The 22,780-nt window shown below is 67.2% G+C and carries 18 protein-coding genes; 8 read left to right on the top strand and 10 right to left on the bottom strand.

The window, feature by feature from the left end:
- Positions 1–7: 7 nt before the first annotated feature.
- The 8 genes from P0Y43_RS17560 (at position 8) to P0Y43_RS17525 (ending at position 9,277) form a co-directional block, all read left to right on the top strand.
- Entirely contained in the window at positions 8–268 is a 261-nt protein-coding gene (locus tag P0Y43_RS17560) for a YeaC family protein (RefSeq protein ID WP_274906566.1), read from the top strand.
- Entirely contained in the window at positions 265–1,095 is an 831-nt protein-coding gene (locus P0Y43_RS17555; RefSeq protein WP_275638539.1) for a DUF2797 domain-containing protein, read from the top strand. Before P0Y43_RS17560 ends, P0Y43_RS17555 begins: the two co-directional genes overlap by 4 nt.
- A gap of 12 nt (positions 1,096–1,107) precedes the next feature.
- Complete coding sequence (gene pepN, locus P0Y43_RS17550) at positions 1,108–3,765, top strand: aminopeptidase N (RefSeq protein WP_275638538.1); 2,658 nt, start codon at positions 1,108–1,110, stop codon at positions 3,763–3,765.
- A 285-nt stretch (positions 3,766–4,050) separates the two neighbouring features.
- Positions 4,051–5,073 (top strand): WD40/YVTN/BNR-like repeat-containing protein, encoded by a 1,023-nt coding sequence (locus P0Y43_RS17545; RefSeq protein ID WP_275638537.1) that lies wholly within the window; start codon positions 4,051–4,053, stop codon positions 5,071–5,073.
- Positions 5,070–7,472, top strand: a complete 2,403-nt coding sequence (locus P0Y43_RS17540) for an efflux RND transporter permease subunit (RefSeq protein ID WP_275638536.1) — start codon at positions 5,070–5,072, stop codon at positions 7,470–7,472. Before P0Y43_RS17545 ends, P0Y43_RS17540 begins: the two co-directional genes overlap by 4 nt.
- A 115-nt stretch (positions 7,473–7,587) precedes the next feature.
- Entirely contained in the window at positions 7,588–7,878 is a 291-nt protein-coding gene (locus P0Y43_RS17535) for a DUF5629 family protein (protein ID WP_275638535.1), read from the top strand.
- Positions 7,841–8,974: a lactonase family protein gene (locus tag P0Y43_RS17530; RefSeq protein WP_430540255.1), complete on the top strand. Its 1,134-nt coding sequence runs from the start codon at positions 7,841–7,843 to the stop codon at positions 8,972–8,974. The genes P0Y43_RS17535 and P0Y43_RS17530 overlap by 38 nt, the downstream gene beginning before the upstream one ends.
- 123 nt (positions 8,975–9,097) lie before the next feature.
- Positions 9,098–9,277, top strand: a complete 180-nt coding sequence (locus tag P0Y43_RS17525) for a hypothetical protein (protein WP_275638534.1) — start codon at positions 9,098–9,100, stop codon at positions 9,275–9,277.
- 355 nt (positions 9,278–9,632) lie between these two features.
- On the opposite strand, the gene P0Y43_RS17520 is transcribed toward P0Y43_RS17525, so the two are convergent.
- From P0Y43_RS17520 to P0Y43_RS17475, 10 genes are all read right to left on the bottom strand, one after another.
- Complete coding sequence (locus P0Y43_RS17520) at positions 9,633–10,226, bottom strand: glutathione S-transferase N-terminal domain-containing protein (RefSeq protein ID WP_275638533.1); 594 nt, start codon at positions 10,224–10,226, stop codon at positions 9,633–9,635.
- Positions 10,223–13,867, bottom strand: a complete 3,645-nt coding sequence (locus P0Y43_RS17515) for an AAA family ATPase (protein WP_275638532.1) — start codon at positions 13,865–13,867, stop codon at positions 10,223–10,225. The genes P0Y43_RS17520 and P0Y43_RS17515 overlap by 4 nt, the downstream gene beginning before the upstream one ends.
- The gene (locus P0Y43_RS17510) at positions 13,864–15,102 is read right to left on the bottom strand and encodes an exonuclease SbcCD subunit D C-terminal domain-containing protein (protein ID WP_275638531.1); all 1,239 of its coding nucleotides are present in this window, start codon (positions 15,100–15,102) and stop codon (positions 13,864–13,866) included. Before P0Y43_RS17510 ends, P0Y43_RS17515 begins: the two co-directional genes overlap by 4 nt.
- A gap of 210 nt (positions 15,103–15,312) precedes the next feature.
- Positions 15,313–16,938: a BatD family protein gene (locus tag P0Y43_RS17505; RefSeq protein WP_275638530.1), complete on the bottom strand. Its 1,626-nt coding sequence runs from the start codon at positions 16,936–16,938 to the stop codon at positions 15,313–15,315.
- On the bottom strand, positions 16,935–18,653 hold the full coding sequence (locus tag P0Y43_RS17500) for a VWA domain-containing protein (protein WP_275638529.1): 1,719 nt from the start codon (positions 18,651–18,653) through the stop codon (positions 16,935–16,937). Before P0Y43_RS17500 ends, P0Y43_RS17505 begins: the two co-directional genes overlap by 4 nt.
- Entirely contained in the window at positions 18,650–19,726 is a 1,077-nt protein-coding gene (locus tag P0Y43_RS17495) for a vWA domain-containing protein (protein WP_275638528.1), read from the bottom strand. Before P0Y43_RS17495 ends, P0Y43_RS17500 begins: the two co-directional genes overlap by 4 nt.
- On the bottom strand, positions 19,719–20,213 hold the full coding sequence (locus P0Y43_RS17490) for a DUF4381 domain-containing protein (protein ID WP_275638527.1): 495 nt from the start codon (positions 20,211–20,213) through the stop codon (positions 19,719–19,721). Before P0Y43_RS17490 ends, P0Y43_RS17495 begins: the two co-directional genes overlap by 8 nt.
- Entirely contained in the window at positions 20,210–21,151 is a 942-nt protein-coding gene (locus P0Y43_RS17485) for a DUF58 domain-containing protein (RefSeq protein WP_275638526.1), read from the bottom strand. Before P0Y43_RS17485 ends, P0Y43_RS17490 begins: the two co-directional genes overlap by 4 nt.
- 4 nt (positions 21,152–21,155) lie before the next feature.
- Complete coding sequence (locus P0Y43_RS17480) at positions 21,156–22,115, bottom strand: AAA family ATPase (RefSeq protein ID WP_275638525.1); 960 nt, start codon at positions 22,113–22,115, stop codon at positions 21,156–21,158.
- A 125-nt stretch (positions 22,116–22,240) separates the two neighbouring features.
- Complete coding sequence (locus P0Y43_RS17475; RefSeq protein ID WP_275638524.1) at positions 22,241–22,594, bottom strand: hypothetical protein; 354 nt, start codon at positions 22,592–22,594, stop codon at positions 22,241–22,243.
- Positions 22,595–22,780: the final 186 nt, after the last annotated feature.

Below are 22,780 nucleotides of genomic sequence, written 5' to 3'. Positions count from 1 at the left end.
AGACGCTATGTCCACTTTCGCGCAAATGATCGAAAACATCACACCCGAGATCTACGAGAGCCTGAAGACGGCCGTGGAGATCGGCAAATGGTCGGACGGGCGCAAGCTCACCGCCGAGCAGAAGGAGCTGTCGCTGCAAGCGGTGATCGCCTGGGAGATCAAGAACCTCCCCGAAGACCAGCGCACCGGCTACATGGGCCCGCAGGAGTGCGCCTCGAAGTCGGCGCCGATCCCTAACATTCTGTTCAAGTCGGACTCGGTACATTGATCGAACTCGCTCGTGGCTCTTTGAGCAAAATGGCGGTGCGCCTGGAAGCACCGGTGGTGCAGTACAGTTTTCGCCTGGGTGAGGAGCAGGTGCCGGTCAACCCGCTGATCGGCCAGTCGCTGCGCCTGGAGTACCTCGGCGCGATCCACTGCACCCATTGCGGCAAGCGCACCAAGACCAGCTTCAGCCAGGGCTACTGCTACCCCTGCATGACCAAGCTGGCGCAATGCGACGTGTGCATCATGGCCCCGGAGAAATGCCACTACGACGCCGGCACCTGCCGTGAGCCATCGTGGGGCGAGCAGTTCTGCATGACCGACCACGTGGTGTACCTGGCCAACTCGTCAGGCATCAAGGTTGGCATCACCCGCGCCACCCAGCTGCCCACCCGCTGGCTCGACCAGGGCGCCAGCCAGGCGCTGCCGATCCTGCGCGTGGCCACCCGCCAGCAATCCGGGCTGGTCGAAGACCTGCTGCGCAGCCAGGTGCCCGACCGCACCAACTGGCGCGCGCTGCTCAAGGGCGATGCCGAGGTGCTCGACCTTGCCGCCATCCGCGAGCAGATCTTCGACGCCTGTGCCGACGGCCTGCGGGGTTTGCAGGAGCGCTTCGGCCTGCAGGCCATCCAGCCGTTGCCCGATGCCGAAGTGGTGGAGATGCGCTACCCGGTCGAGGCCTACCCGAAGAAGATCGTCAGCTTCAACCTGGACAAGGACCCGGTGGCCGAAGGCACGCTGCTGGGCATCAAGGGCCAGTACCTGATCTTCGACACCGGTGTGATCAACATTCGCAAGTACACGGCCTACCAGCTGGCCGTGCTCCAGTAAAAGGACCGCCACATGCGTACCGAACAACCGCAAGTGATCTACCTCAAGGACTATCAGGCGCCCGAGTACCTGATCGACGAGACGCACCTGACCTTCGAGCTGTTCGAGGACCACAGCCTGGTCCATGCGCAACTGGTCATGCGCCGCAACCCGGCACGTGGCGCCGGCCTGCCACCGCTGGTGCTCGACGGCCAGCAGCTGGAGCTGCTCGGCGTGCAGATCGACGACCAGGCCTTGGCCGCCGGTGACTACCAGCTCGACGACGACAGCCTGACCCTGCAGCCCAAGGCCGAGCGCTTCACCGTCGACACCACGGTGAAGATCCACCCGGAAAGCAACACTGCGCTGGAAGGCCTGTACAAGTCCGGCAAGATGTTCTGCACCCAGTGCGAGGCCGAGGGTTTCCGCAAGATCACCTACTACCTCGACCGCCCGGACGTGATGAGCACCTTCACCACCACGGTGATCGCCGAGCAGCACCGCTACCCGGTGTTGCTGTCGAACGGCAACCCGGTCGGCAGCGGCCCGTCCGAGGACGGCCGCCACTGGGCGACCTGGGAAGACCCGTTCATGAAGCCGGCGTACCTGTTCGCCCTGGTGGCGGGCGACCTGTGGTGCGTGGAGGACAACTTCGTGCGTCAGTCCGGCCGCGACGTGACCCTGCGCATCTACGTCGAGCCCGAGAACATCGACAAGTGCGACCACGCCATGGTCAGCCTGAAGAAGTCCATGCGCTGGGACGAGGAGGTCTACGGCCGTGAATACGACCTGGACATCTTCATGATCGTCGCGGTCAACGACTTCAACATGGGCGCCATGGAAAACAAGGGCCTGAACATCTTCAACTCCAGCTGCGTGCTGGCCCGCGCCGAGACCGCCACCGACGCCGCGCACCAGCGCGTCGAAGGCGTGGTGGCCCACGAGTACTTCCACAACTGGTCGGGCAACCGCGTGACCTGCCGCGACTGGTTCCAGCTGTCGCTCAAGGAAGGCTTCACGGTGTTCCGCGACGCCGAGTTCAGCGCCGACATGAACTCGCGCACGGTCAAGCGCATCGAGGACGTCGCCTACCTGCGCACCCACCAGTTCGCCGAGGACGCCGGCCCCATGGCCCACCCGGTGCGCCCGGACAGCTTCATCGAAATCTCCAACTTCTACACCCTGACCGTGTACGAGAAGGGCTCCGAGGTGGTGCGCATGGTCCGCACCCTGCTCGGTGCCGAGGGCTTCCGCAAGGGCAGTGACCTGTACTTCGAGCGCCACGACGGGCAAGCGGTGACCACCGACGACTTCATCAAGGCCATGGAAGACGCCAACGGCGTCGACCTCACCCAGTTCAAGCGCTGGTACAGCCAGGCCGGCACGCCGCGCCTGGAGGTCAGCGAGGCCTATGACGCCGCCGCCCAGACCTACAGCCTGACCTTCCGCCAGAGCTGCCCGGCGACCCCGGACAAAGCCGAGAAACTGCCGTTCGTGATCCCGGTTGAGCTGGGCCTGCTGGACGCCGACGGCAACGACCTGCCGCTGCGCCTGGCCGCTGAGGCGCAGGCCGTGGGCAGCACTCGCGTGTTGTCGGTGACCGAGGCCGAGCAGACCTTCACCTTCGCCGGCATCGCTTCCAAGCCGCTGCCGTCGCTGCTGCGCGGCTTCAGCGCACCGGTCAAGCTGAGCTTCCCCTACGACCGCGACCAACTGATGTTCCTCATGCAGCACGACAGCGACGGCTTCAACCGCTGGGAGGCGGGGCAGCAGTTGTCGGTGCAGGTGCTGCAGGAACTGATCGGCCAGCACCAGCGCGGCGAGGCGCTGCAGCTCGACCCGCGCCTGATCACCGCCCTGGGCGCGGTGCTGGGCAACGACGCGCTGGACCCGGCCATGGTCGCCGAGATGCTCTCGCTGCCGGGCGAGGCCTACCTCACCGAGATCAGCCAGGTGGCCGATGTCGACGCCATCCACGCCGCCCGCGAGTTCGCCCGCCAGCAGATCGCCGAGCAGCTGTTCGACGCCCTGTGGGCGCGCTACCAGGCCAACCGCGAGGTGTCGCGCAACACCGCCTACGTCGCCGAGGCCGAGCACTTCGCCCGCCGCAGCTTGCAGAACATCGCCCTGTCGTACCTGATGCAGAGCGGCAAGGCGCAGGTGCTGGAGGCGACCCTGGAGCAGTTCGAGCAGTGCGACAACATGACCGAGCGCCTGACTGCGCTGGCGGTGCTGGTCAACTCGCCATTCGAAGCCGAGCGCGCCAAGGCCCTGGAAGCCTTCGCCGAGCACTTCAAGGACAACCCGCTGGTCATGGACCAGTGGTTCAGCGTGCAGGCGGCCAGTACCTTGCCGGGCGGCCTGGCGCGGGTCGAGGCGCTGATGCAGCACCCGGCGTTCACCCTGAAGAACCCGAACAAGGTGCGCGCGCTGGTGGGCGCCTTCGCCGGGCAGAACCTGGTCAACTTCCACGCCGCCGACGGTTCGGGGTATCGCTTCCTGGCCGACCTAGTGATCGAGCTCAACGCGCTGAACCCGCAGATCGCCTCGCGCCAGTTGGCGCCGCTGACTCGCTGGCGCAAGTACGACGAGGCGCGCCAGGCGCTGATGAAGGGCGAGCTGGAGCGGATTCTCGCTTCCGGGGCGCTGTCCAGCGATGTGTATGAGGTGGTGAGCAAAAGCCTGGCGTAACACCCGGGCGACCCAATCGCGGGGCAAGTCGGATCGCCGCACCGCCGCTCCCCACAGGAACCGTGCAGGCCATGAGGTTTGTGCTATTCCTGTGGGGGCGGCGGTGCGGCGATCCGACTTGCCCCGCGATGCGTTTGGGCGCTTAACAAAACATAACGTCCCGCTCGTTGTTTTCCCCCGGAAATCCCCGATAGGATGGCCCAAAGCTATTGCAGGGCTCTACTCCAGGGGTTTCGCAGTGCCTGCAATGGATGACCCACTACAAGAACACAACAGGGGGCAGTCATGAGGGAATGGCTGAAGGCGAACGCCAGGCGCGGCGCCTGGGCAGTGACGGCCAGCGCGGCATTGGCGCTGGGAACATGGACCACCCACGCACAGGCTGCGGCCGCGGGGGAATACTCGGCGGAATCGGCCAAGGCCAGCCAGAGCCTGCTGATCGACGCCACCCATGCCGGCAAGCGTCTGGTGGTGGTCGGCGACCGTGGTCATATCCTGTTCTCCGACGACCAGGGCAAGACCTGGACCCAGGCCCGGGTGCCCACCCGGCAACTGCTCACCGCGGTGTTCTTCCTCGACGACAAGCGCGGCTGGGCGGTCGGCCACGACGCGCAGATCCTCGCCAGCAACGACGGCGGCGCCACCTGGAGCAAGCAGTTCGAAGACCTTTCCCGCGAAGCCCCATTGCTCGACGTGTGGTTCGTCGATGCCCAGCACGGTTTCGCCGTCGGCGCCTATGGCGCGCTGCTGGAAACCACCGACGGCGGCCAGCAATGGCAGGACGTCGCCGAGCGCCTCGACAACCCCGACCAACTGCACCTGAACGCGATCACCGCGGTCAAGGACGACGGCCTGTTCATCGTCGGCGAGCAGGGCAGCATGTTCCGTTCCAGCGACGCGGGCCAAACCTGGTCGCGTGTCGAAGGCCCCTACGAGGGCTCGCTGTTCGGCGTGATCGGCACCGCGCAACCCCACACCCTGCTGGCCTACGGCCTGCGCGGCAACCTGTTCCGCTCCACCGATTTCGGTGACAGCTGGCAGCCCATCGAGCTGAACGCCGCGCGCGGCCCGCTCGAATTCGGCCTGGCAAGCGCTACGCTTCTCGATGACGGCAGCCTGGCCCTGGTCGGTAACGGCGGCAGCGTGCTGCGCAGCTTTGATGATGGCCAGACCTTCACGGTCTACAACCGCGCCGACCGTCTCGCCCTGGCTGGCGTCAGCGGCCTGGCCGGCGGCGGGCTGTTGCTGGTGGGGCAGGGTGGCGTGCACCTGGCCACCGCCGAAGGCGCCGAGGAGGCAAGGCCATGACCCGCCGGGAGAATTTCGACATGCATCAGCAGCACCACCAGGACAAGGCCACCCTGCTCGAACGGCTGATCTTCAACAACCGGCCGGTGGTCATCGCCCTGTGCCTGTTGGTAAGCATCTTCCTGTTCTGGCAGGCCACGCAGATCCGCCCGTCCACCAGCTTCGAGAAGATGATCCCGCTGCAGCACCCGTTCATCGAACAGATGCTCGAGCACCGCAACGACCTGGCCAACCTTGGCAACACCGTGCGTATCTCGGTCGAGTCGGTCAACGGCGACATCTTCGACAAGGACTACATGGAGACCCTGCGCCAGATCCACGACGAGGTGTTCTACATCCCCGGCGTCGACCGCGCGGGGCTGAAGTCGTTGTGGAGCCCCAGCGTGCGCTGGAGCGAGGTCACCGAGGAGGGCTTCTCCGGTGGCGAGGTGATCCCCAACACCTACAACGGCTCCGAGGACAGCCTCGACACCTTGCGCGACAACGTGCTCAAGTCCGGCCAAGTCGGGCGCCTGGTGGCCAACAACTTCAAGTCGAGCATCGTCGACATCCCGCTGTTGGAGAACTTCCCCGACCCGCAGGACCCCGGCAAGCTGACCAAGCTCGACTACCAGAAGTTCTCGCACCAGCTGGAAGAGAAGATCCGCGACAAGTTCCAGGCGCAAAACCCCAACGTGAAGATCCACATCGTTGGCTTCGCCAAGAAGGTCGGCGACCTGATCGACGGCCTGGTGATGGTGGCGATGTTCTTCGGCGTGGCGCTGGTGATCACCTGGGCGCTGCTGTACTGGTTCACCTGGTGCATCCGCAGCACCATCGCCGTGCTGATCACCACCCTGGTGGCGGTGGTCTGGCAACTGGGGTTGATGCACGCGGTGGGCTTCGGCCTCGACCCCTATTCGATGCTGGTGCCGTTCCTGATCTTCGCCATCGGCATCTCCCACGGGGTGCAGAAGATCAACGGCATCGCCTTGCAGTCGAGCGGCGCCGACAATGCCCTGACCGCCGCTCGGCGCACCTTCCGCCAGTTGTTCCTGCCGGGGATGATCGCCATCCTGGCCGACGCCGTGGGCTTCATCACCCTGTTGATCATCGACATCGGGGTGATCCGCGAGCTGGCCATCGGCGCCTCGATCGGCGTGGCGGTGATCGTCTTCACCAACCTGATCCTGCTGCCGGTGGCGATCTCCTACGTTGGCATCAGCAAGAAGGCCATCGAGCGCAGCAAGAAGGACGCCACCCGCGAGCATCCGTTCTGGCGCCTGCTGTCTAACTTCGCCAGCCCCAAGGTGGCCCCGGTGTCCATCGTCCTGGCCCTGCTGGCCTTCGGCGGCGGCCTCTGGTACAGCCAGAACCTTAAAATCGGCGACCTCGACCAGGGTGCGCCGGAGCTGCGCCCGGACTCGCGCTACAACCAGGACAACAACTTCATCATCAGCAACTACTCCACCAGTTCCGACGTGCTGGTGATCATGGTCAAGACGCCGTCCGAGAGCTGCTCGATCCACTCGACCATGGCGCCGATCGACGAGCTGATGTGGACCATGGAGAACACCCCCGGCGTGCAGTCGGCGATCTCCCTGGTGACGGTGTCCAAGCAGGTGATCAAGGGCATGAACGAGGGCAGCCTGAAATGGGAGACCCTGTCGCGCAACCCGGACATCCTCAACAACTCCATCGCCCGTGCCGACGGCCTGTACAACGCCGACTGCTCGCTGGCGCCGGTGCTGGTGTTCCTCAACGACCACAAGGCCGAGACCCTGGAGCGGGTCACCGCGGTGGCCAAGGCCTTCGCCGACAGCCACAACAAGGAGGGCCTGCAGTTCCTCCTGGCAGCGGGTAACGCCGGCATCGAGGCGGCCACCAACGAGGTGATCAAGTCGGCCGAGCTGACCATCCTGATCCTGGTGTACCTCTGCGTGGCGGTGATGTGCATGATCACCTTCCGCTCGTTCGCCGCGACCCTGTGCATCGTCCTGCCGCTGGTGCTGACCTCGGTGCTGGGCAACGCCCTGATGGCCTTCATGGGCATCGGCGTGAAGGTCGCCACCCTGCCGGTGGTGGCCCTGGGCGTGGGCATCGGTGTGGACTACGGCATCTACATCTACAGCCGCCTGGAGAGTTTCCTGCGCGCCGGGTTGCCGTTGCAGGAGGCCTACTACGAGACCTTGCGCTCCACCGGCAAGGCGGTGCTGTTCACTGGCCTGTGCCTGGCCATCGGCGTGTGCACCTGGATCTTCTCGGCGATCAAGTTCCAGGCCGACATGGGCCTGATGCTGACCTTCATGCTGCTGTGGAACATGTTCGGCGCCCTGTGGCTGCTGCCGGCGCTGGCGCGGTTCCTGATCAAGCCGAACAAGCTGGCGGGCAAGGAGGGTGGGTCGATCTTCGCGCATTGATCGGTTGAGGCCATCGCGGGGCAAGCCCGCTGCCACAGGGCACATCGAACCCCGTGGCAGCGGGCTTGCCCCGCGATTGGTTATACTGCCGCTCTTTGCTTGCCAGGTACCCTCCATGACCACCCTCGCCACCGCCCTCGCGTCCTGCGACATGCTCCTGATCGACGGCCTGCACGCCTTCGACTTCACCTTCGACGCCACGGGCCTGGCCATTGAATGCATGGACGGCCGCCAGTTGCGCCGCTGGCACTTCACCGCCGAGCAGGTCGCTGCCGCCGAAGGCGCAGGCGAAGACTGGCGCTTGCAGGATGGCGAAGGCGAGCATCGTCTAGTCTGTATGAGTGCCCTGCGCGCCCCGGAAGACGACGATGAAGAAACCGACCTGGACGAGCCTGCTGACCGCTAGTCTCATGGCCCTCGCGCTCGATGCCCACGCCGCGACCTTGCTGGTGGGCAGTTATACCGATGGCCAGAGCCAGGGTATCTACCGTTACGCCTTCGATGTGCGCAGCGGCCAGGTTCAGACCCCGGCCCTGCAAGTGGTCAAGAGCGTCAGCCCCTCGTGGCTGGTGCTGTCCGCCGACCAGCGCCAGTTGTTCGCGGTCAACGAGACGCCCCAGGGGCACGTCAGCAGTTTCAGCGTGGATACCCAAGGCGTGATCCAGCCGCTCAACCAGGTGCCCAGCCAGGGTGACGAGCCGACCCACGCCAGCCTCAGCCATGACCAGCGTTACCTGTTCGTCGCCAACTACGCGGTCGCCCCCGACCCCGGTGGCAGCCTGGTGGTGATTCCCGTCGCCCGAGACGGCCGGCTGCGCGCGGTGACCCAGCAACTGCGCCATGCGCCGAGCAAGGTCGACCCCGAACGCCAGGCTGGCGCCCATGTGCATTCGTTGGTGCTGTCGCCCGATGGCCGGCATCTGTACGCCTGCGACCTGGGTGCGGACCAGGTGTTCATCTATCGCTACGATGGCGCCAGCAGCGACCGCCCCTTGAGCCCGGCGATTCCGGCGTCCGTCGCCCTGCCGCCTGGCAGCGGCCCACGCCACCTGTTGTTCGACGCCAAGGGCCGGCACGCCTACCTGACCCTGGAAATGAGCGCCGAGGTGGTGATGTTCGATGTGCGCGACGGCGCGCTCAGCGAACGCCAGCGCCTGCCGCTTACCGAACGCCAGGAGGCTGCGGCGAAGGCCGCGGGTGGCCTGCACCTGTCGGCGGATGGACGATTCCTCTATGTCAGCAACCGGGGCACGGCCAACGAGATCGTGGCCTATGCGGTGGGCAAGGACGATGGTCAGCTGACCTTGCTGCAACGCCGCTCGGTGGAGGGCGACCACCCGCGCGAATTCACCCTCGACCCCAGCGACAACTTCTTGCTGGTGGCCAACCAGAAGAGCAACCAGGTCGTGGTCATGCGCCGCGATCCGCGCAGCGGCAAGCTCGGCGAGACGGTGCAGAAGCTGCTCCAGGATGCGCCTTCGGACCTCAAGTTCATCGAGTGACTATCAATCGGCGTGATAATCGCTACTGCTGCAATGAATTTCAGCGGACGGCGGCATCGGCGTAAGTTTGACCCAAGGCCCAGACGGGCCACTGTCAAACCACCGCAGTCGAGGACAGCCCGCATGAACTTCAATCTCTTCCCGGTCATCGCCGCTTCCGCCATTTCCGCTTCCGTCGTCCTGCCGGCCCATGCTCAGGTCGAGAGCCGCGAGAAATCGTCCACCACCCACAGCTACACCGAGAAATACCTGCAGCAGAGTGCGCATTTCCATGCCGCCCTGAATGGCAAGAACACGCACTGAAGCGTGTAAAGAGTCTAGTAATAGCATATGGCCATGTGATTGAATTTGACGCTGGTTTCTTGACTCACCCGGGGGTGAAGCATGATGTGGCGTCTCGTGGCTGTAGTGCTGTTGCTGATGTCGTCGCCGATTCTGGCGATCTAGTAAGTTTGGCCATCACCGAACCAGCTCTGCCTCGGCGACCCTGAATGGGTTCGACCCTGTCAACTGGCCTATCGATGGTCGTATAGGGACGTGCACCCTCGAACCCGCTCTGTCTCGGCGGCCCGAATGGGCTCGACCCTGTCAACTGGTCTACGCATATCCCTGTAGGGGCAAGCCCGCTCCTACAAGGGTCGTGCATGCCTCTGAGGGTTCAGCGAGCCATCACCGCGTTGAACAGGTCCGACGACAACCACCCTTGCAACCAGCTCCGCACCCGCGGATAAGCGGCCTCGGCGAACCACTGCGGTTCGACCCCGGCAAACTGGCGCAGCAGTGGCAATAGCGCGGCATCGGCCAGGCTTGGATGGTCGGCGAGCAGGTAGGGCCTGTCTTCGAGCAAACCTTCCAGTTCCGCCAGCCAGGGCGCGGCCTGAGAGCGGTAATGCTGCCGAGAATGTTCAGGGTGGCGTTCGGCGTACTTGTAAAGGTTCACCTGCGCCTTGAAGTCCCGGTCATTACGCGCGATCAACGCTTCGGCCCGTTGCGCGGCCGCCGGGTCAGCGTGCAGGCGCCAGTCCTGCGGGTCGTTGCGTTCTAGCGCCCAGCGCATGATGTCCAGGCTTTCCTCCAGCACCTCCTCGCCGGTATCGAGCACCGGCACCGTGCCCTTGGGCGACAGTGCCAGCAGCTCGGCAGGCTTGTCCTTCATCTTCACCTCGCACACCTGCACCTCGCACCCGGCATAGCGCAATGCCAGGCGCGCACGCATGGCCCAGGGGCAGCGGCGGAACGAATACAGGATCACCCGCAGACCTCCACCTCGCTCAGGCCATTGCCCTGGCGCCGCACCTGGATCTGCACCGGAATCCGCTCGTGCATCTCCTGCACGTGGGAGATCACCGCGACCTTGCGGCCTTGCGCCTGCAAGCCGTCCAGCGCGTCCATGGCCAGTTGCAGGGATTCCGGGTCGAGGCTGCCGAAGCCTTCGTCGATGAACAGCGACTCGATGCGCAGGGTGCTCGAGGCCATCGAGGCCAACCCCAGGGCCAAGGCCAGCGACACCAGGAAGGTCTCGCCGCCCGACAGCGAGTGCACCGAACGCAGCTCGTCGCCCATCTCGGTGTCCAGCACCAGCAGGCCGAGGGCGCTGCCGCCACGCTTGAGTCGGTAGCGTCGGGCCAGCTGGCGCAACTGGCCGTTGGCGTGGTGCAACAGCAGGTCGAGGTTGTAGCCTTGGGCGATCTTGCGGAACACGTCCCCCGAGGCCGAGCCGATCAGCGCGTTCAACCGTGCCCAACGCTGCCACTCGCCGTGAGCCTGGGCGATGGCTTCGGCCAGCGCCTGGTAGGCCTGCTGGCGTCGCTGGTCGTCGGCTTGCTGGGCGCGCAGCTCTGCGCAGCGCTGTTCATGGGCCAGCAGTTGCTCGCGCAACGCGGCGAGGGCTTGCTCCAGATCCTCGGCGGATAGCTCGCCATTGGCCTGGGCCGTGTGTGCATGCAGACGCTGTTCACGCTCTTGGAGTAGCACACGGCCTTGCTCAATGGCTTTTTCCGCGCCTTGCAGGCGCTGGCGCAGCTCACCGACCTGGGCGTCGTCCATGGCCAACAGGCGATCGAGGCCGCTGTCGTCCAGCTCCGGGTGCTCGGCGCGCCATTGGGCGATCTGGCCCTGCAACTGCTGGTGTTCCTGCTCCAGCGCCTGTTGGCGCACGGTGTTGGCCTTGAGTTCGCCGGCCAGTTGCACGCCTTGGGTGCGGGCTTCCTGCAATTGGCTCGCGGTATTGGCTTCGGCGGCGCGGGCCTGTTCGACCTGTTGCTCCAGGTGCTGCTGCCAATCTTCCGCGCACGGGTGCTCGCCCAGCAGGTCGGTGAGCGCGGCGCGGGTGGTGTCCATCTGCGCGGCCTGGCCGTCGAGCTGCTGTTGCAGTTCTTGCTGGCGCTGCACGCGGGCCTGCTGCTGGTCGTGCAGGCGCTCCAGTTGTTGCTGGCGCTGCTGCAGTTCCTGCTGTTCTTCCTTTTGCTGGTCGAGCTGCTGCAAGCGCTGGGTGACCTGCTGGTCGAGTGCCAGGAAGGCATGCGCCGGCTCGTCGCGCAGGGCTTGGAGGAGGTCGGCTGGCAGCAAGCTGGCGAAGTCGGCGAGGGCCTGCTCCAGGCGCTCGTCGTCCGCGGCCAGCGCCTGGTGCTGCTGTTCCAGGCGGCGCTGCGCCTGCTGCTGGGCATCGCTGGCGGCTTGCACCTGCTGGGTCAGGCGGGCGGCATCCTGTTGCAGGGTCAGCAGGGTCGACTGACGTTGCTCGTCACGGGCGATTTCCTGCTCCAGGCGGCGCAGTTGGCCGTCCAGCCAGGCACCCCGGGCCTTGTCGTCGTGGGCTTCGAGCGCCGGCCACAGCGCATGGGCAGCGAGCTGGCCGGCCAGTGGCTGCAACTGCTCGGCCAACTGCGCCTGCTGGTGCTGGTAATCCTTGACCTGGGCATTGACCACGCCGACCTGTGTACGCAGCTCGATCAGGCGCGTGCTGAGGTGTTCCACCCGCGCCACGGCGCCGGCTTCCTCGGCCTGGTCGTGCTGGCCGAGGCTGTGCAGCAGCGCCTCGGGCTGGTGGAAGGGGTGCTCGGCGCTGCCGCACACCGGGCAGGGCTCGCCCTCGCGCAGTTGCGCGCGCAGCTCCTCGACGCTGGCGCTGCGGGCCAGGCGCTGGCGCTCCAGCAGTTGCCGGGTCAGCGTCAGGGCCTGCTCGGCAGCTTCCAGTTCGGCCTTTGCCGCCGTGCCTTCGCCGATCAGCTGCTGGCGTTCCTTCAGGGCCTGTTGCTGGCGCTCGCGCAGGGCACTGATGCCCTGTTGCAGCTCCTGCTCGCGGGTGTACAGGCGCGACAGCTCTTCCACTGCGCGTTGTTGCTTACGGTTGTCCTGGAGCATGCCGCCCAGCAGGCCGAGTTGCTCGGCCAGGGCCTGGGGTTCGGCGGCGGCCTCGCGGAACAGCACGTCCAAGGCGTCGCGCTGCTCCTGCAACTGCGTGTTGGCCTGGCTGGCCTGGGCTTGCAGGCCAGGTAGTTCCTCCTTGCCCTTGGCCAGCCGGCTGGCCACCTGCAACACCTGCTGTAGCTGGCTGCGGTAAGCCGGCCAGGCGTGGTCGAAGGCGGCCAGCGCGGCGCTGCCGGCCAGCGCGGTGTCGATCTGCGCCAACTGCTGCTGGCTGCGCTGTTGCTGTTCGTCGAGCAGCTGCACGTGCTCATGCAGTTCGCGGGTGGACTGCTCAGCCTGCCCGGCGGTTTCGCGCAGCTTGCCCAGTTCTTGCTCCAGCCGCGCCAGGGTGTGCTGCTCGGCGAAGGCCTGGCGCAACCGTGGGGCGTTTTCGCTCTGGTTGGCCTGGGCCTGCTCCAAGGCTTGTCGTGCGTCGCCCAGTGCCTGTTCCAATTGCCCGGTACGGCCTTGCAAGTCGGTTTGCTGGCGCTGCTGTTCGGCCAGCTCGGTGGCCAGCGGGGCCAGTTGCGTGGTCAGGTCCTGCTGGCGTTGGAACTGGTGACGCTGCGGCGCCAGGCGCTCCAGGCGTTGCAGGTCCAGGCGCTGCTCGGCCAGTTGCTGCCAGTCGTGCTCGGCGTTTGTCAGCGCTGCGCTGGCCTCTTGGTGTTGCGCCTGCAACTGGCGCTGTTCGTTCAGCCAGGCGCGTTGCTGCTCGAACTGGCGCTCGCGGGCTTGGTCGGCCTTGAAGTGCTGCTGCGCCTCTTCCAGTTGCAGGTCGAGCGCGGCGCGGGCCTCGGCGGCCATCGGCAGCAGGTGTTCGGCCTGCTTCTTGAGGTCGTTGTGGGCCTCGCCGGCTTCCCGGGCCTTGCCGAAGGCGCGCTGGCCCAGGCGGGTATAGATCGCCGTGTTGGTGAGTTTTTCCAGCAGCTCGCTGCGCTCTTTGTCGTCGGCCTTGAGGAAGGCGCCGAACTCGCTCTGGGCCAGCATCACCGCGCGGGTGAACTGCTCGAAGTTCAGCCCCAGGCGCGCCTCGACCAATTGCTTGTAGTCGCTCTTGCCGCTGGCCAGCAGCTGTTCGCTGTCCAGGTCGTAGAAGCTCTGGCGGCTGAATTGCAGCTTGCCGTTGGCCTTGTCGCGGGCGCGGTTGGCTTCCCAACGAGCGCGGTAGCGCTTGCCGTCGATGCCGACGAAATCGACCTCGGCAAAGCCGCTGCCGGTGCCGCGGCGCAGCAGGTTGCGCGGGTCGGAGGTGGGGATTTCGCCGTCGGCGTCGGGCACCTTGGCTTCGCGGCCGATGTCGTTGAGCCGCGGCACGGTGCCGAACAGCGCCAGGCACAGGGCGTCGAGCAAGGTGCTCTTGCCGGCGCCGGTGGGCCCGGTGATGGCGAACAGGCCGGCGCTGGCCAGGGGTTCGGCGGTGAAGTCGATGTCCACGGGGCCTGCGAGCGAGGCCAGGTTCTTCAGGCGGATGGCCAGGATCTTCATGGCTGCTCCTCCTCCAGTTGCACGTCCTGCAGCAGCAGGGCGAAGTCGGCCAGGGCCTGTTCGTCGGCGGGGTTGCCGTAGGCCTGCTCCCAGGCGCGGCTGAACAGGTCCTGCGGGGTCATCTGGCTCAGTTCGACGAATTCCAGGGCGTCGTCATCCTGCGCGTCACGCCCGGCGTACTCGGCGCTGATGCGCACCAGGCGCACGGCCTTGCCGTGCAATGCTGCCTCGATCTGCTGGCGCAGGTCGGGCTGCGGCTCGTCCAGGCGCACGCGCACTTCCAGCCAGGGCTGGCGATTGGGGTCTTCGAGCAGGTCGACCACCGGCAGCTCGGCCAGTTGCGTCAGCAGTTCGGCCAGCGGCGCCGGGCCAACACGTTGCAGGGCCACGGCGCGCGGCACCAGGCGCGGCTCGATGCTGACCAGCTCGGCGCCGTCCAGCTCCACCTCCAGCACCTGGTGCGGGTAGCCGATCTCGGCGAACGACAACGGGATCGGCGAGCCGCTGTAGCGGATGCGTTCCTCGCGGTTGACCTTCTGCGGCTTATGCAGGTGACCCAGGGCGACGTAGCTGATGGCCTTGTCGAACAGCCGCGCTGGCAGTGCTTCGGCGTTGCCGATGATCAGGCTGCGCTCGGAGTCTTCCGACACCGCGCCACCGGCCATGTGCGCGTGGCTGATGGCGACCAGCGCCTGGTCCTTCTTGCGCTTGGCCAGGGCGGCGGCGATCAGTTGCTGGTGCACCTGGGTAATGCCTTGCAGGTAGTCGTCGCCCAGTTGCGGGCCGGTGACCTCTGCCGGGCGCAGGAAGGGCAGGGCCAGGCACCAGGCGCAGACCTTGCCGCGGGCGTTGGTCAGTGGGATCAACAGGCGTTCTGCGTCCAGCTGGCCCTCGTCTAGCCAGTGCACGCGCCCCAGCGCATGGGTGCGCAGGCGGCGCATCAGCGCGGCGGGCAGCTCGATGCGCGAGCCCGAGTCGTGGTTGCCGGCGATCATCACGATGTCCAGCTTCGGCTGTTGCTCGTGGGCCTGGACGATGAAGTCGTAGAGCCGCTCCTGGGCTTTGACCGGCGGGTTGACCGTGTCGAAGATGTCGCCGGCGATCAGCAGCGCGTCGGGTTGGCGCAGGCGCAGTTGGCCGAGCAGCCAGTCGAGGAAGCAGGCGTGTTCGAAGTCGCGTTCCTGGCCGTGCAGGCTTTGGCCCAGGTGCCAGTCTGAGGTGTGGAACAGACGCATGGAGGATCCGTTGGATGGAAGCGGGAAAGGGGCCGTGGGTGGCCGTGGAGCGAGGGCGGTATGTTAACCCAAGTGGGTTTGTGGGTGGGGGGATCAACGCTGGCTGCGAGGTGCGCGCGTGGTGTGCGCTTGAGGCTCATGGTACCGCGCAAATCGAGCGCCGCCCGCGCGGTGCTCGATCTTGAGCGTGCAGAAAATCTACCGGCGGACCTACTTGGGATAGAGCGGCGGCAAGCTGCCGCTTTCGCCCGAAGGCAGCAGCACCTGCCCGGCACTTGGAATCGCCCCGATCGCCCGCCACAGCTCATCCCCTTGCCAGAACTGCCCGCTCTCGCTGTACAAGGCGCCATTGAGCCCGTCCAGCGCATTGGACAACGGCACGAAGCGCGCCGCCATCTCGGCCAGGGTTTCCGGCTGCTGACGCGCCCAGGCATCGAGCGCTTGGCGCGTGGCCTGGGGGTCGTTGGCCAGGCAGGTGCGTTTGAGGTCATCCAGCAGCGTGCGCGGGCTCGGCCCGGTTTGCGCGGCGCGCGCCACTGCCGGCTGCGAGCGCGCCCGCCACCATAGGGTGAACCCCAGCAGGGTGGTCAGCGCCAGCACCAGGGTCGCCAGTTGCCAGGGCCAGAGCAGCCCTGGGCGGACGCGGTTGTCGCCCACCGGCGCCTCGGCGCTCAGCGCCGGGTTGTCTTCCACGCTCAGGCTGCGCGCGGGCAGGCTGCTGTGTTCCAGGTGGTCCTCGCGGGTGTTCCACCAGGTGATTTCCAGCGTCGGTAGCACCAGGTTGCCGCTGTGGGTCGGCACCAGCGCTTCGCGCTCCTCGCGGGTGGCGGTCATGCCGCGTTCGTTGATCTCGTTGCGCAGCAGCGGCTGGTCGGGGTAGCGGCGCAGGCCATGCGCCTCGGTGGCCGGCAGCGGCGGCAGTTGGGTGCTCGACAGGCCGTCGGCGCGCAGCGTGACGCTGCGGGTCAGCGAGTCGCCGATCTGGGTTGGCTGTTTGGCGGGGTCGGGGTTCCAACGCTCCTCCAGGCTCAGGCTGCGTGCCGGTAGCCAGGGCAGGTTGGGTGGCCAGGCGGCGGGAATGGCACGTACCTCGAGGCGCAGGGGCAGCGAGCTGACTTGCACCTGGCGGCCGTTGCGGGTGCCGGCGGCGGAGGGGTCGCTGCTGTCGGCGGCGGTGGCGGTGAAGGTCAGCGGCGGGATCGTCAGCTCACCGCTCTGTTGCGGGTAGACGGCGTAGCGGGTCTCGATCACCCCGTGGCGCACGCCGTTGATTTCCTTCTCGTAGGTGCGCGACTCGCCCAGTGGCTCGACCTTGGCGTTTTCCAACTGCAAGGGGCTCAGGCTGCTGTCGTCGTACAGCGACACCGAATGGTAGATGCGCAGGGTCAGCACGGCCTGGGCCTGCACGTAGACTGCGCTGCTGTCGAGGGTGGCTTCGATGAACACCTGGGAGGCGATGTCCGGGCGGCTGGCGTCGGCCTGCAGCACCTGCAGATCGATGGCCTGGCTGCGCGACTGGCCCAGTTGCAGTTCGGGGATGCGCAGGCTGCCGCTGCGCCGGGGCAGCAGGGTGATGATCCAGCGGGTGCTGGCGCGGGTTTCGCCGTCGAGGCTGTGCAGGCTGTTGAGCTGGCGTGTGCCGCGCACTTCGAAGTCTTCGTCGAGGGCGCGCAGGTCGGGCTTGCCGAACTGGGTGACGTCCTGGCTTTCCAGGGTCAGCTCCAGGGTTTCGCCGGCCTCCACGCGGGTGCGGTCGACGCTGGCTTGCAGCGCTGGCTGGGCCAGGGCCTGGGTGAGCCAGAGAAGGCTCAGGAGAAAGACGCCGAGGCGACTCATCGTGGGGTTTCCTGATGCAATTGCTGTTCATACCAGAATTTGCGCCGCAGCAGCTGCGCGGGGTTGTCGGGAATCTCCCGCAACCATTGCTCCAGGGCCTGGCGCTGTTCGGCGTCGAGGCCGGTGGAGACCGGTCGCTGTGGCGGCTGGGTGACGCCGTCGTCGTTGCCGGGTTGGTTGCTGGCCTGGGCCTGGTCGTTGCCGGTGTGCTCGCCGGAAGGCTGGGCCTGGGCCGGGTCCTCGTTGCCGGGCGAGCCTTGCACCGGGCTGTTGGCCGAGCTGCTGTTGCCGTCGTTGTCATTGCCGGGCGTGCCCTGGGCCTGGTCGGCGGCCGCTTGCGCCTCGGCCTGGCCCTGGCGCTCCTGCAGCAACTGCTGGACCAGCGCCTGGTTCTGCAACGCCGCTTGCAGGTCGGGCTGGCGCTCCAGCGCTTGCTCATAGGCGTCCAGCGCGGCGTCCAATTCGCCAGCGCGGGCCAGGGCATTGCCACGATTGTAGTGCGCCGCGGCGTCGTTGCCCTGGGCGAACGCCTGGGCGGCGCCTTCGTAGTCGCCGGCCTGGTACAGCGCCAAGCCGCGCCACTGTGGGTCTTCGAAGCGCTTGGCCGCTTCGGCCGGGTGCTGGCGTTGTAACAGGTGTTGGCCTTGCTGGTCGGGGCGGCGCCATAGGTCCTGGAATTCGAAGGCCTGGCTCGGTTGCGGCAGGGCCAGCAGCAGCGGCAGGCAGAACAGCCAACCCCGGCGCCCGGCGCAGGCGGCCAATAGCAGCAGGGGCAGCAGCAACCAGTAGCCCTGGTCGGCCCAGCTGTCCAGTTGCAGGGTCTGGCCGTCGTTGCGCAGGAGTCGCGGGTTGTCGAACAGGCCCAGGCCGCGCAGGTCGAGGTCGTCGATGCGCGCGTGGCGATAGCGCCCGCCGGTCTCGGCGACGAAGCGCTTGAGCCCGGGGCTGTCCAGACGTGGCACGAGGATGCCGCCCTGGGCGTCCTTGAGGAATTCGCCGTTGGCCTGGCGCACGGGCGCGCCGTCGGCACTGCCGATGCCGAGCATCAGCAGCGGCGGGCCCTGGCGGCCCATGGCCTGGGTGATGCCTTGCTGCTCCTGGGGGCTCAGCGACGAGCCGATCAGCAGCAGGCGGCCCTGGCCCAAGCCGCTCTGTGCCAGCAGGGCCAGGCCTTTCTGCACGGCCAGGTCGGCACGCTGGCCAGGCTGCGGCATGATCGACGGGTCGAGTGCCTCGAGCAGGTTGCGCGTGGTTCCCAGGTCGTCCGACAGCGGCACCAGGGTGTGTGCGCTGCCCGCGTAGACCACCAGTGCGGTCTGGCTGTCGCGGCGCTGTTCGAGCAGGTCTAGGACCTTGCGCCGCGCCTGTTCCAGGCGGTTGGGCGGGCTGTCCTCGGCGAGCATCTGCGGGGTCAGCTCGAGCAGGATCACCAGCGGGTCGGCCGGGCGTTGACGGGTTTCTTCAAGGCGCTGCCAACTGGGGCCGAGCAGGGCCAGCACCACCAGCAGCCAGGCCAGGCCCAGGGCGACCCAGGGCAGCTTGCTGGTGCTGCCGCTGCCGCCACCGAGCAGCACGGCGTGGAACTGCGGCGGCAGGATCAATTGCCAGCGCCCGGCGCGCTTGCGCCGGTGCCAGAGCGTGTACAGCAGCCAGCCCAGCAGCGGTAAGACCAGCAGCCAGAGCGGGCGCAGCCATTGTGGCCAGAGGTCGATCATCGCCGCCTCCTCAGGCGCAGACGCTTGAGGCGCTCGCGCCACTGCGGGTGGGGTTGCAGGAAGCGTGGCCGGCGCAGCAGGCGTTGCAGCAGGTTGTCCGGCCACTGCACGGCCACCACCAGCAGCACGCTGAGCAACAGCGCCAGGGCCAGTGGCCAGGCGTACAGGGCCTTGGCGGTGCGCGCCTGGGTCGGCTGCTGGGCCACCGGTTCGAGCTGGTCGAGGGTGTCGCCGATGGCGTTCAACTCCGCGCCGTCATGGGCACGGAAATAGGCGCCATGCGTCAGCTCGGCGATTTCCTTGAGCGAGGCTTCGTCCAGGTCCAGGCTCGGGTTCAGCCCGAGCAGGCCCGGTGTGCCGCTGGCCTCGGGGTCGGCGCCGATGCCGATGGTGTAGATGCGCACGCCTTCCTGGGCGGCCAGGCGCGCGGCGGTCAGCGGGTGGATCTGCCCGCCGTTGTTGGCGCCGTCGGTGACCAGCACCAGCACCCGGCTCTGCGCCGGGCGCTGGCGCAGGCGCTTGACCGCCAGGCCCATGGCGTCGCCGATCGCCGTGTTGCGCCCGGCGATGCCTATTTGCGCTTCGTCGAGGAAGGTGCGCACGGTGCGCCGGTCGAAGGTCAGTGGCGCCTGCAGGTAGGCCTCGCTGCCGAACAGGATCAAGCCCACCCGGTCACCCTCGCGGTCCTGGAGGAAGTCGCCGAGCAGCGCCTTGACCAGTTCCAGGCGGCTGAGTTCGTCGCCGTTCCACTGCATGTCGGGGTAGTCCATCGAGCCCGACACGTCCACCGCCACCAGCAAGTCGCGGCCGCTGGCCGCCACCGGCACCGGCTCGCCCAGCCACTGCGGGCGCGCGGCGGCCAACAGCAGGAGCAGCCAGATCACCACGAACGGCGCTTGCTGGCGCCAGGTCGGCAGGTTCAGCCGCGCGCGACGCCCGGCCAGGCCTTCGAGTTCGTTGAGGAAGCCCACCTTGAGCACCGGCTCGCCGCTGTCGGCTGCCGGCAGCAGCAGGCGCATCAGCCAGGGCAGCGGCAGCACCAGGAAGATCCACGGCCAGGCCAGTTCAAACATGCTTGCGGATCCAGGTTTCGACCGCCTGGGCGAGTCCGGCGATGGCCTTGTCGTCGAGCTTGCACTCGGGTTTGTAGGCACCTTCGACCAGCACCATCCAACGCGTGAGGCCCGCGGCCGGGCAGCGGTTGTCGAGGAAAGCCAGCCATTGGCGGCCATTGAGGGTGTGGCTGTTGGCGCCGGGGTAGTGGCTGCGGCACAGACGCTTGAGCAGGGCGTTGATCTGCTGCAGCCAGGCACCGGCCGGGGCGCCGTCGTAGGGGCGTGGCAGGCGGGCAAGCTCGGCCAGGGCCTCCACGCGCACCGAATCCAACGGCTGCTCGGCGCGCACCACGCGACGCTTGCCGGGGCGCCAGCGACGCAGTCGCCAAAGACCCCAGCCGAGCAGCGGCAGCAGGGCGAGCAGCACCCACCAGCCCGGCGCCGGCGGCCACAGGCCAATGGCCGGCGGGGCGATCAGCGGTTGCAGTTGGTCCAGCGGGTTCATGGGGTGCTTCCCGGGCGCTGGTTGAGGTACTCGCGCAGTTGCTCGATCATTTCGCTCTGGGTGCTCAGTGGCATCAGCAGCACGCGCAACTTTTGCGCCAGCAGCTCCCAGCGCTCGATGCGCGCCTCGGCCTGTTGGTGGTAGAGCTGGCGCAGGTTGGCGTCGAGGGTGTCGAGCTCCAGCTGCGCGCCGCGCTGGGCGAAGCGCAGCAGGCCGGCGGCGGGCAGGGCGTGGTCGAGCGGGTCGCTGATCGGCATCAGCAGCAGGTCGCAGTGGCGCGAGAGCATCGCCAGGTGCTGCTCGACCGATGGCCCCAGGGCGCGTTCATCGCAAATGACGATCGCCAGGCTGCCTGGGCGCAGCACCTCGCGGGCGCGGCGCAGGGCCAGGCCCAGGCTGTCGGGTTGCGGCACGGCCTCGGTGTGCAGCGACTGGTTGACCTTGGCCAGGCGGTTGAGCAGTTGCAGCAGGCTCTGCTTGCTGCGCCGCGGCTTGATTTCGTGGTGCTCGTTGTCGCCGAACACCAGGCCGCCGATGCGGTCGTTGTGCCCCAGCGCGGCCCAGCCGAACAGCGCGGCGGCCTGGGCGGCGAGCACCGACTTGAACATCAGCCCGGAACTGAAGAACAGGCGCTGGCTCTGCTCGACCAGGATGAAGATCGGCCGCTCGCGCTCTTCGTGGAACAGCTTGGTGTGCGGCTCCTGGGTGCGTGCGGTGACCCGCCAGTCGATGTTGCGCACGTCGTCGCCGGCCTGGTACACGCGCACCTGGTCGAAATCCACGCCGCGCCCGCGCAGCTTGGAATGGTGCAGGCCAACCAGCGGGCTGCGTTGGCCGGGCCGGGAGAACAGCTGGATCTCGCGCACGCGATGGCGCATGTCGATCAGCTCGGCCAGGCCGATGCGGATGCCGGGTTCGGCCAGTGGCGCGGTGGGCATGCGGTCAGGCGACGGCGACGACGTCGAGGATGCGCTGGACCACACGGTCCTGGTCGATCCCCGCCGCCTCCGCCTCGAAGGAGAGAATGATGCGGTGGCGCAGCACGTCGAACAGCACCGCCTGGATGTCCTCGGGGCTGACGAAGTCGCGCCCCGCCAACCAGGCGTGGGCCCGGGCGCAGCGGTCCAGGGCGATCGAGCCACGGGGGCTGGCGCCGTAGGCGATCCAGTCGGCCAGCTCGGCGTCGAACTTGGCCGGGGTGCGGGTGGCCATCACCAGTTGCACCAGGTATTCCTCCACCGCATCGGCCATGTACAGGCCGAGGATTTCCTTGCGCGCGGCGAAGATCGCCTGCTGGCTGACCTGGCGCTCGGGCTTGGTCTCGCCATGCAGCGCCTCGCCACGGGCCTGCTGGAGGATGCGTCGCTCCACGGCGGCGTCGGGGAAGCCGATCTTCACGTGCATCAGGAAGCGGTCGAGCTGGGCCTCGGGCAGCGGGTAGGTGCCTTCCTGCTCGATCGGGTTCTGCGTGGCCATGACCAGGAACAGCGGCGACAGCTCGTAGGTGCTGCGGCCCACGCTGACCTGGCGCTCGGCCATGGCCTCGAGCAGCGCCGATTGCACCTTGGCCGGCGCGCGGTTGATTTCGTCGGCCAGTACCAGGTTGTGGAAGATCGGCCCCTGCTGGAACACGAAGCTGCCGGTTTCCGGGCGATAGATCTCGGTGCCGGTGATGTCGGCCGGCAACAGGTCGGGGGTGAACTGGATACGGTGGAACTGCGCCTCGATGCCCTCGGCCAGCTCCTTGATCGCCTTGGTCTTGGCCAGGCCCGGCGCGCCCTCGACCAGCATGTGGCCATCGGCGAGCAGGACGATCAGCAGGCGTTCGACCAGTTTCTCCTGGCCGAGGATCTGGGAAGAGAGAAAAGTGCGCAGCGCGATCAGCGCGTCACGGTGTTCCATCGTAGGCGGTTCCTGGAAATGGGCCGGGCGGGCGCGAAACGGTGCCGGGCGAGGGCTGATACTTTAATCCATCCGGGCCCGTGGCGACCAATGGCGCGGTGGAAAAATCTCCCGGCGCCAACCGTTCAGCGCTCGCTGACGAACGTTCCGGTGCCGTCGAGGATGTTGCGCAGCGTCAGCGCCACTTCGTCCAGGTCGCTGCCGTCGGTGGTCAGGAGAATCTCCAGCTGCGCGTCGCCCTTGAGCGCATCGCGGTCGCCGGGCGCCACTTCGATCAGCAGGCGTGAGGCGCTCAGCGTCACGGTCAGGCCGTCTAGGGTCGAGGGCTCGTCGTCCAGGGTCAGGTCGACGGTGTCTTCGTCCGGGTAGCGGGTGAGCAGGAACATCTGGCCCTTGTCGCTGTGGCAGCACAGGGTCGCCATGTTGTCTTCCTCGTCATCGCAAGGGGTGGCGAAGAGCAGGGCGGTTTTCAGTTGCATGGGCGGCTCGGGTCAGGGAAAGAAGCGGCAAGCTTCGAGCCTGGAGCTTTGGGAGGTCAAGGGGTGTGGTGGAAATACTCGATTGCCTCGCAGCTTTTGGCTTGAAGCTTGCTAATGGCGCTTCAGCGCCATCATTGACCGAATATGTCGCAGCGCTGCAAGCCGCGATGGCCGCACAGTCGTTAA

Origin of the sequence: Pseudomonas entomophila (assembly GCF_029193575.1) — a bacterium.
Classification (GTDB): domain Bacteria; phylum Pseudomonadota; class Gammaproteobacteria; order Pseudomonadales; family Pseudomonadaceae; genus Aquipseudomonas; species Aquipseudomonas entomophila_G.
Note: the sequence above shows the minus strand (reverse complement) of the source record. Positions and strands in the feature narration are given on the sequence as shown.